Annotated in this window: 9 protein-coding genes; 4 read left to right on the top strand and 5 right to left on the bottom strand. The window is 69.2% G+C overall.

What is annotated here, in order from left to right:
- The 4 genes from sdhA to ACTHK2_RS02145 all read right to left on the bottom strand — a co-directional run.
- Positions 1 to 1,700: succinate dehydrogenase flavoprotein subunit (gene sdhA, locus ACTHK2_RS02160; RefSeq protein WP_440244051.1), on the bottom strand; the 1,700-nt coding region annotated here is incomplete at its 3' end.
- Between the two features lies 1 nt (position 1,701).
- Positions 1,702 to 2,088, bottom strand: a complete 387-nt coding sequence (sdhD, locus tag ACTHK2_RS02155; protein ID WP_440244050.1) for a succinate dehydrogenase, hydrophobic membrane anchor protein — start codon at positions 2,086 to 2,088, stop codon at positions 1,702 to 1,704.
- Positions 2,085 to 2,480: a succinate dehydrogenase, cytochrome b556 subunit gene (gene sdhC, locus ACTHK2_RS02150; protein WP_440244049.1), complete on the bottom strand. Its 396-nt coding sequence runs from the start codon at positions 2,478 to 2,480 to the stop codon at positions 2,085 to 2,087. The genes sdhD and sdhC overlap by 4 nt, the downstream gene beginning before the upstream one ends.
- Before the next feature lie 56 nt (positions 2,481 to 2,536).
- Positions 2,537 to 2,671 (bottom strand): DUF1674 domain-containing protein, encoded by a 135-nt coding sequence (locus tag ACTHK2_RS02145; RefSeq protein WP_440244048.1) that lies wholly within the window; start codon positions 2,669 to 2,671, stop codon positions 2,537 to 2,539.
- A 178-nt stretch (positions 2,672 to 2,849) separates the two neighbouring features.
- Here ACTHK2_RS02145 and ygfZ point away from each other — a divergent pair, with 178 nt between their 5' ends.
- Positions 2,850 to 3,674, top strand: coding sequence for a CAF17-like 4Fe-4S cluster assembly/insertion protein YgfZ (ygfZ, locus tag ACTHK2_RS02140; RefSeq protein WP_440244047.1), 825 nt, complete (start codon positions 2,850 to 2,852; stop codon positions 3,672 to 3,674).
- Between the two features lie 421 nt (positions 3,675 to 4,095).
- The gene (locus ACTHK2_RS02135; RefSeq protein WP_440244046.1) at positions 4,096 to 4,530 is read left to right on the top strand and encodes a cell wall hydrolase; all 435 of its coding nucleotides are present in this window, start codon (positions 4,096 to 4,098) and stop codon (positions 4,528 to 4,530) included.
- Between the two features lie 71 nt (positions 4,531 to 4,601).
- On the opposite strand, the gene ACTHK2_RS02130 is transcribed toward ACTHK2_RS02135, so the two are convergent.
- On the bottom strand, positions 4,602 to 5,078 hold the full coding sequence (locus ACTHK2_RS02130) for a glycine zipper 2TM domain-containing protein (protein ID WP_440244045.1): 477 nt from the start codon (positions 5,076 to 5,078) through the stop codon (positions 4,602 to 4,604).
- A gap of 203 nt (positions 5,079 to 5,281) precedes the next feature.
- On the opposite strand from ACTHK2_RS02130, the gene ACTHK2_RS02125 reads away from it, so the two are divergent.
- Positions 5,282 to 6,460, top strand: a complete 1,179-nt coding sequence (locus tag ACTHK2_RS02125; RefSeq protein WP_440244044.1) for a magnesium transporter — start codon at positions 5,282 to 5,284, stop codon at positions 6,458 to 6,460.
- Positions 6,461 to 6,520: 60 nt separating this feature from the next.
- Positions 6,521 to 8,625 (top strand): winged helix-turn-helix domain-containing protein (locus tag ACTHK2_RS02120; RefSeq protein WP_440244043.1); only part of this gene is annotated, 2,105 nt, incomplete at its 3' end.

The raw sequence follows: 8,625 nt of genomic DNA, 5'->3' as shown, positions 1-8,625 counted from the left end.
GCATCGACGCTGACGAGGGTGTGTTTCATCCAGTTCTCGTCGTCGCGGTCGGGGAAATCCTCGCGCGCGTGCGCGCCGCGGCTCTCCGGGCGCTGCTCGGCCGAGTTGATCGTCGCGACCGCGTTGTAGAGCAGGTTCTGCAGCTCGAGCGTTTCGATGAGGTCCGAATTCCACACGAGCGAGCGGTCCGACACGCGCACGTCGTCGAACGAGGCGAACACCTTGTCCATCTTCGCGCAGCCTTCCTTGAGCGTCTGCGCGGTGCGGAACACGGCGGCGTCGGCCTGCATCGTCTTCTGCATGGTCATGCGCACCTGCGCGGTCGGCGTCGAGCCGTTCGCGTTGCGCAGGCGATCGAGATTGGCGAGCGCGGCGTCGCACGCGGAAGCCGGCAGGTCCTTATGCGGCTGGCCCGGCTTGATCGTCGCCGCGCAGCGCTGCGCGACGGCGCGGCCGAACACGACGAGGTCGAGCAGCGAGTTCGAACCGAGGCGGTTGGCGCCGTGCACCGACACGCAGGCCGCCTCGCCGATCGAGTACAGCCCTGGCACGACCGCATCGGGGTCGTTGCCGACCTTGCGCACGACCTCGCCGTGGTAGTTAGTCGGGATGCCGCCCATGTTGTAGTGCACGGTCGGGATGACCGGGATCGGCTCCTTCGTGACGTCGACGCCGGCGAAGATGCGCGCCGATTCGGAAATGCCCGGCAGCTTCTCGTGCAGCACGTCGGCGCCGAGGTGCATCAGGTTGAGGTTGATGTGGTCCTTGTGCTCGCCGACGCCACGGCCCTCGCGGATCTCGATCGTCATCGAGCGCGAGACGACGTCGCGCGAAGCGAGGTCCTTCGCGTTCGGCGCGTAGCGCTCCATGAAGCGCTCGCCCTTCGAATTGGTGAGGTAGCCGCCCTCGCCGCGCGAACCCTCGGTGATGAGGCAGCCCGAGCCGTAGATGCCGGTCGGGTGGAACTGCACGAATTCCATGTCCTGCATCGGCAGGCCCGCGCGCATGACCAGCCCGCCGCCGTCGCCGGTGCAGGTGTGCGCGGAAGTAGCCGAGAAGTACGCGCGGCCGTAGCCGCCCGTCGCGAGCACGACGCCGTGCGCGCGGAACAGGTGCAGCGTGCCTTCGGCCATGTCGAGCGCGAGCACGCCGCGGCAGACGCCTTCATTGTCGAAAATGAGATCGAGCGCGAAGTACTCGACGAAGAAGCGCGCGTCGTGCTGGAGCGACTGCTGGTAGAGCGTGTGCAGGATCGCGTGGCCGGTGCGGTCGGCCGCGGCGCAGGTGCGCTGCGCGACGCCCTGGCCGTAGTGCGTGGTCATGCCGCCGAATGGGCGCTGGTAGATCTTGCCCTCGTCGGTGCGCGAGAACGGCACGCCGTAGTGTTCGAGTTCGATGATCGCGGGAATCGCTTCGCGACACATGTATTCGATCGCGTCCTGGTCGCCGAGCCAGTCCGAACCCTTGATGGTGTCGTAGAAATGGAAGCGCCAGTCGTCCTCGCCCATGTTGCCTAGAGCCGCGGAGATGCCGCCCTGCGCGGCGACCGTATGCGAGCGCGTCGGGAACACCTTGGTGAGGCATGCGGTCTGCAGGCCGGTTGCGGCCAAGCCGAACGTCGCGCGCAAGCCCGCACCGCCGGCACCGACCACGATGATGTCGTACTTGTGTTCCTGGACCTTGTAAGCGGTACCGGCCATGTCAGCGTCCCAGCGCGATTTTGAGGATGGCGAGCACGCTTGCGGCGGCGCCGATGAAACAGAGGAACTTCACCGCCACCTGCAGCACGAGCTGCGAGCCGCGCGTGTGGACGTAGTCTTCGATGACGACCTGAAGGCCGAGCTGCGCGTGCCAGAACGCGGCGACGACGAACGCGAGCAGCAGCACCGCGTTGAGCGGCTGCGCGACGAGCGCGTGCGCGCCGGCGTAGTCGAGATGGAGGAGTTCAAGCACGGTCCAGACGAACCACAGGCCGAGCAGCACGAGCGCGGCGGCGGTGAGCCGCTGCACGACGAAGTGGTGGGAGCCGGCGCGCGCGGAACCCAGTCCTAGCGCATTCTTCAGCGGCGAGCGCAGGCGGGCGTTCATGCGCCACCCCGCTGCGCGAACACGCAGGCCCACACGAGGCCGGTGAGGGTCAGGCTGCCGATCGAGACGAGCCAGCCGTTGCGCACGAACTGCGCGGGCAGGTAACCGTAGCCGAGGTCCTGCCAGAGGTGGCGGATGCCATTGAGCAGGTGGTAGGCGAGCGACCAGGTCCAGCCGACCAGCAGCAGCGTGCCGGGCCAGGAGCCGCAGAACGCGGCGACCTTCGCGTAAGCATCCGGGCCGCTCGCGAGCGCGAGCAGCGCGACGACGAGCAGGATGGTGCCCGCGGCAAGCGCGATGCCGGTCGCGCGATGCAGGATCGAGGTGACCATCTGGATCTGCCAGCGGTAGATCGATAGATGGGGCGATAGCGGTCGCGCGTTGGCTGGCATGGCTGGCTCGTGCTGGCGTTGTGTGTCGTCCGCTCGCGCATCCTGCGCATCAGGCATCAGAAGTCGATGCAGCGGCCGTTCTTTTCCCAATCCCCGTAGCGCGTCGGATCCAGGCCCGATTCGCGTCCGCCGATCTCCGTTTTCACGTCACGCGCGGGCGCCAAGGGCGCGGCCACGGTGGTGCCTGCCACGGCTGGCGATGGGGATTCGGTGAGGGAGCGTCGAGTGTCGGGCATGGTGCGATGCGGCGCGAAGGTTAAACCCACTCGTTCATTCAGACAACCTCGCATGCCGCATCCGCGCCTCGATTCGGCACCTTCGTACATGCATTTGCTACAGTTTACGACCCCGCCGACGAACACGATTGCAATGCCGACCGCCCTGTGCCGCGCGGAACTCCTCACCATCGAAGGCAGGGACGCGATTGCGTTCGCGCAGGCGCAGTTCACCAGCGACGTCGCCGCGCTCGAACCCGCGCGCTGGCAATGGAGCGCCTGGCTCGATGCCCAAGGCCGCGCACGCGCGGTGTTCGCCTTGCTGCGCGTGGAAGCGCAACGCCTGCTCGCCTGGCAGCCGCTCGGCGAGGCATCGGCGCTGCGCGACGCGTTGCGCCGCTACGTGTTCCGCAGTGCCGTGCGGCTCGAAACCGTCGACGGCTGGGCGCTGCATCGACTCGACACGCCGTCGCCCGGCGCGGGCGAGGTGGCGGCGATCGACGGCGGCCATGCGATCGCCCTGCCCGGCACGGCGGAACGCACGGCCTGGCTCGCTCCCGCCGCCGGTACCGCGGACGCGGCTGCGCTCGCAAGTTGGCGCCGCGAAGATCTCGTTGCCCGCCTGCCCCTGCTCGCGGGCGAACTCGCGGGGGAGTTCGTGCCGCAGGCTCTCGAACTCGAGCGTATCGGCGCGATCCGCTTCGATAAGGGCTGCTATCCGGGCCAGGAGATCGCCGCGCGGCTGCATTTTCGCGGCGGCAACAAGCGCCACCTGCAGGTCTATCGCGTGGACGGGAAGGCCCCGGTGCCCGCGCCCGGCACCGGCGTGCTCGTGGACGGAGCGGCCGTCGGACGCATCCTCTATGTAACCGCCAGCCCCGACGAAGCCGGCGGGTCCGCGCTCGCGGTCGTGCAGGATGATTCGCGCACGTCGGCCGCAGTGACCATCGAAGGGCATGCGCTAAGCCCGCGCATCTGAACGATTTTTTTACAAATTCCCTGCCAGACCGCCGCTTACGCCACGCTGAACAGGAATCGCGCATTCAGCGACACGCGAGCCCGAGTCGCGTAGGCTTCGCTCCGCCCCTCGTTGGACGGGGTGTTTCGTACATCCACAAGCTTGTTTTTAATGAGCTTTTGGGCATTTGCCGCGAACCTGAAAGGCGGGCGGATGCCCCCGGCGCAAGGCGCCGGTTCGTGAAAGACGTCGGAGCGACTGCCGGGGTGGCAGACGCGACCGACGGGCGTAGTAAGGCGCGGCAGGACCGCGCCCACGCCGCAGCGTCATCCAAATCGATGGTTCGACCCAGCCCGGCGGTGGTTCGCCTGGCCAGCCCGCCATGACGTCCGCGTCCTCGGCGAGCCGGGGGCGAGCCTCCCGACTGTGAGAGGTTTGCGACATGAAACTTTCCTTCCTGCTCTGGCTCGCGTCGATCCTGCCGCAGCCGACCGCCGACCAGGTCTGCCTGGCGACGACGGTCTACCTCGAAGCGCGCAGCGAGTCGAAGGTGGGCCAGATGGCGGTCGCCGAGGTGGCGATGCGCCGCCGCGAAAGCGGCCGTTGGGGCAAGACCGTCTGCGACGTCGTGCGTGCGCCCGGCCAGTTCGCGACGACGACGACGCGCAGCCGCGTCATGGATGATCCCGATGCGTGGAACACGGCCTGGCAGATCGCGGGGCGCTCGCTCGCGATCTGGGCGTTGCCGCGCGACCGGCGCAAATTCGTCGTGCCGGACGCGGACCACTTCGTGCTGGCCGATTCGGTGTCACCCGGCTGGATCAAGGGCCCGCCACTCGCGACGATCGGCGCGCACAACTTCTACCGCATCAACTGAGTCGCATGGATGCTCGAACGAAAACGGCGAAGGCAACATGGCCTTCGCCTTTTTCGTAGCATCTGCGCGGCTCAGCGCAGGCGGATCAGGTGGTTGTCGCGGATCATCACGCGGTCGCCCGGGCGCAGGTCGTTGTTGTCCCACTGCGTGACCGTCGCCCAGCGGCCGTCGTCGAGCCGCACCTGGAACTGCCACGCCTCACGATCACCGCGGTCGTTGGAATTGCGTTCGATCGCATTGCCGGCGAAACCACCGGCGACCGCGCCGGCCACCGTGGCCGCAGTGCGGCCATCACCCTTGCCGACCGTGCTGCCGAGCACGCCGCCGATGATCGCACCGAGCACGGCACCGCCGCCGCCCGTGCTGTTCTCGCGCACGTAGACGCGGCCGACTTCCTTGATCACGCCGCAACGCGAGCAATCGTAGGCCGCGCGTCGCTGGTAGTACGCATCGTCGTAGTACCGCGTGCGCGGCGGCGTGGCGACGCAACCCACGAGAGCGACGCCGGTGACCGCGGTCAACGCCATCGACACGAATCTGCTGCTCATCGTCGTATTTCCGTTGGGAGGCTGCGGGGCATGTTCACGCACCCAGGTTAAAGAGGTCGTGAACGGCCGATCCGGCGGGTTCAGCGCGACCTGCGCGGCGTTTCCGCCATGACCTTTTGTCCTGCTATGGGACGCGCGATGCGCTTCGGCTAGCATCGCACCACCGCCGGGGGATCTCCATGACGCAAGCGCCTGATGTGACCGTGGATGATTTGCGCGACCTCGACGCGGATGAAGCGGTCGCGCGCCTCGCGCCGCTGCCCGACGTGTCGATCGCCCGCCTTCTGCACGCGCTCGGCCCGGGCCGGGCGGTGGGGATCCTCGATCGTTTCGGCGCCGAACGCCGCCGCCAGATCGCCTTCGCCGCCGGCCAGGGCGAGGACGGGCCGTGGCTGCAGGGTCAGCAATGGCCGGAGGGCTCGATCGGCCGCCTGATGGAGCCGGCGCCGGCCGTGTTCGCCGAGGACGCGACCGTCGCCCAGGTCATCGAAACCCTGCGCCCGATCGTCTCGCACACGCTCGTCACCTACGTGTTCGTCGTCGACGCAAAGCATGCGTTGACCGGCATCGTCGCCTTCCGCGAGCTTGCGTTCGCGCGCGCGACGCAGCGCCTCGCCGAGATCATGGTGTCGCGGCCCTTCTATCTCGAGCCGCGGACCGACGTCAACGACGCGATGCGCGAGGTCGTGCGTCGCCACTACCCGGTCTACCCGGTATGCGACGCCGACGGACGCCTCGTCGGACTCGTGCGCGGTGCCGTCATCTTCGAGGAACAGGCGTTCGAGATCAGCGCGCAGGCCGGCGCGATGGTCGGTGTCGAAAAAGAGGAACGCCTCGCCACCTCGTGGCAACGCGCATTGCGATTCCGTCATCCGTGGCTGCAGCTCAACCTCGTCACCGCGTTCGTCGCGGCGAGCGTGGTCGGCCTGTTCCAGGGCACGGTCAACCGCATCGTGCTGCTCGCGGTGTTCATCCCGGTGCTGTCGGGCCAGTGCAGCAATACCGGCTGCCAGTCGCTCGCGGTCACCTTGCGCGGCATGACGCTCGGCGAGCTCGCCGCGAGCCGCACGAGCGCGCTGCTCTGGAAGGAAACCTGGCTCGGCTTCCTCAACGGTGCACTCACCGGGTTCGTTGCCGCGATCGGCATGCTCTGGCTTGCGCACCACCAGCAGCATCCGCAGGCGCTCACGCTCGCCGTCATCACCTTCGTCGCGATGGCCGGCAGCTGTGCGTTGTCGGGCGTCGCCGGGGCCGCCGTGCCGCTCGCGCTCAAGCGCCTCGGCGCCGATCCCGCGACCGCTTCGAGCATTTTCCTGACTACTGCGACCGACGTGCTCAGCATGGGGCTGTTCCTCGGCCTCGCCGCATGGCTCGTATCGTGACGCGCATGCGCCGCCCTGGATGGATGGTCGCGGGCGGGCGCACGCGCTAACCTCAGGTCCATGTCCCATCCGGTCTACGCCTTCGGCGAATATCGCGTCGATCCGCTCGCGCGCGAGCTGCATCGCGGCAGCGAGCTGCTCGCCTTGTCGCCGAAGGTGTTCGACTGCCTCGTCTACCTCATCGAGCACCGCGACCGCGCGGTCGGCCGCGACGAACTCATCGCTGCGGTATGGGGCAAGCTCGACGTCAGCGACACCCTGCTCGGCCAGACGCTGCTGAAGGCGCGTCGCGCGGTCGGCGACGACGGCAACGAACAGAACGCGATCCGCACGATCCCGCGCTTCGGCTATCGCTGGATCCGCGAACTGGAGACCGGCCGCGACGTCGACGTCGGCACACGCGAGCCGCCGTCGGCAGCGGCGGTGGACACGGCACCCACGGTGGTCGCCGCGCGACCGGCAGCCGCCACCCCGGCGACCGTCGCGCCGGAGCGGATACGCGCGCAGTCGCAGCGGTTCGTCATCGCCGCGCTCACACTCGCCGCGCTGGTGGCGATCGTCGCGGTCGCAGCGGTCCGGCTGCTGCCTTCGCGCGATCGCGATGCAGCGCCGGCAACCGCCGCCGTGGCCGCGCCCAACGATGCGCTCGTCGTGCTGCCGGCGACGGTCGAATCGAGCGAGGAGTGGGCGTGGCTGCGCCTGGGCCTCATGGATCTCATCGCCTCGCGCCTGCGCCAAGCCGGCCAGGTCGTCGCGCCGAGCGACAATGTCGTCGCCGCGTGGCGCACCGCGAGCACGGGTGGTGAGCGCGGCGATCCGGCCAAGGTCGTGCGCAGCCTGACAGGCGCACGGCAGGTGATCGTGCCGCAGGTCGCGCGCGTCGCCGACAACTGGCTCGTGCAGATCGAGCTGCGCGAAGACGACGGCCACCGCCGCACCATCGAAAGCCGCGGCAGCGATCCGATCGAAACCGCGCGTAAAGCGAGTGACCAGTTGCTCGTGCTGCTCGGCAAGTCACCGCTGACCGCGCACGACGACGTGCCCGTGTCGGTCGCCGAGCTGCTGCAGCGTACCGAGGCTTCGCTGCTCGGTGACGACTTCGCGGCCGCGCGCCGGCTCATCGAGGCGGCACCCGCCCCGGTGCGCGCGACGCCGCCGATCCGCGTGCGGCTGGCGCAGATCGACTATCGCAGCGGGCGCCTGGACGCCGCGCGCGGCACGCTCGAGCAGGTGCTCGCGACCGTGTCCGCGGAGACCGATCCCGTACTGCGAGCGCAGGCGCTGCACATGCTCGGCGCGCTCGCCGTGCGCGAGGACCGCAGCGCGGATGCGGTACCGATCTTCGAGGAAGCGATCCGGCTGACCGAGTCGCGCCACGAACCCGTCGTGGTCGGCCAGGCCTACACCGGCCTCGCCGCCGCACTGGTCAATCTCTGGCGCTTCGACGAAGCCGCAAGCGCGCTTGCACGCGCACGCATCGCGCTCACGCTCGCCAACGACACGCTGTCGCTGGCCCGCGTCGATGCCAACGAAGGCATCCTCAACAACAACCGCGGCCGCCACGCCGAGGCGCTGCCGGTACTGCAACGCGCGGCGGATCGCTTCCGGCACTTCGGCGCGCTCAACGACCTCGCGCTCACCGTCACTGCGCAGATCAAGGCGCAGCTCGCACTGCTCGACGCGTCCGGCGCGGTCGCGACGAGCGAATCGCTGCTGCCGCAGCGCACGCAGCTCGTCAACGCGCGCACGCGGGGCAATTTCGACCTGCAGCGCGCGCGAGCGCTCGCCGCGGTCGGCCGCCTCACCGATGCGCGCAGGCTGCTCGACGAACTGCGCCGCGATCCCTCGCTCGCCGAGCAGGCCGAGCTCCCCGGCAGCATCGCCGCGGAGAGCGCGCGCCTGCAGCTCGCCGCCGGGGACGCCGTGCAGGCGGCCGAATCGGCCCGCCGGGCGGTTGCCGCGCTGCCGACGACGGACGAGGCGCACGTGCGCGCGCAGGCATGGCTGACCCTCGTGCGGGCGCTGGTCCTCGGCGGGCACGCGGACGATGCGCGCGACGAATGCGCGCAATTCGGGCGCTGGACGAAGGAGCACGGCGACATGCCGTCGATCATCCAGTTCGCCCGCCTCGCCGACGCCGAACTCGCGCGGGCCGCACAGCGCCG

This window comes from Dokdonella sp. (assembly GCF_051958935.1).
In the GTDB taxonomy this organism is placed as follows: Bacteria; Pseudomonadota; Gammaproteobacteria; order Xanthomonadales; family Rhodanobacteraceae; genus Dokdonella_A.
The sequence above is the reverse complement of the archived record's forward strand: the minus strand, read 5'-3'. Positions and strand labels throughout refer to the sequence as shown.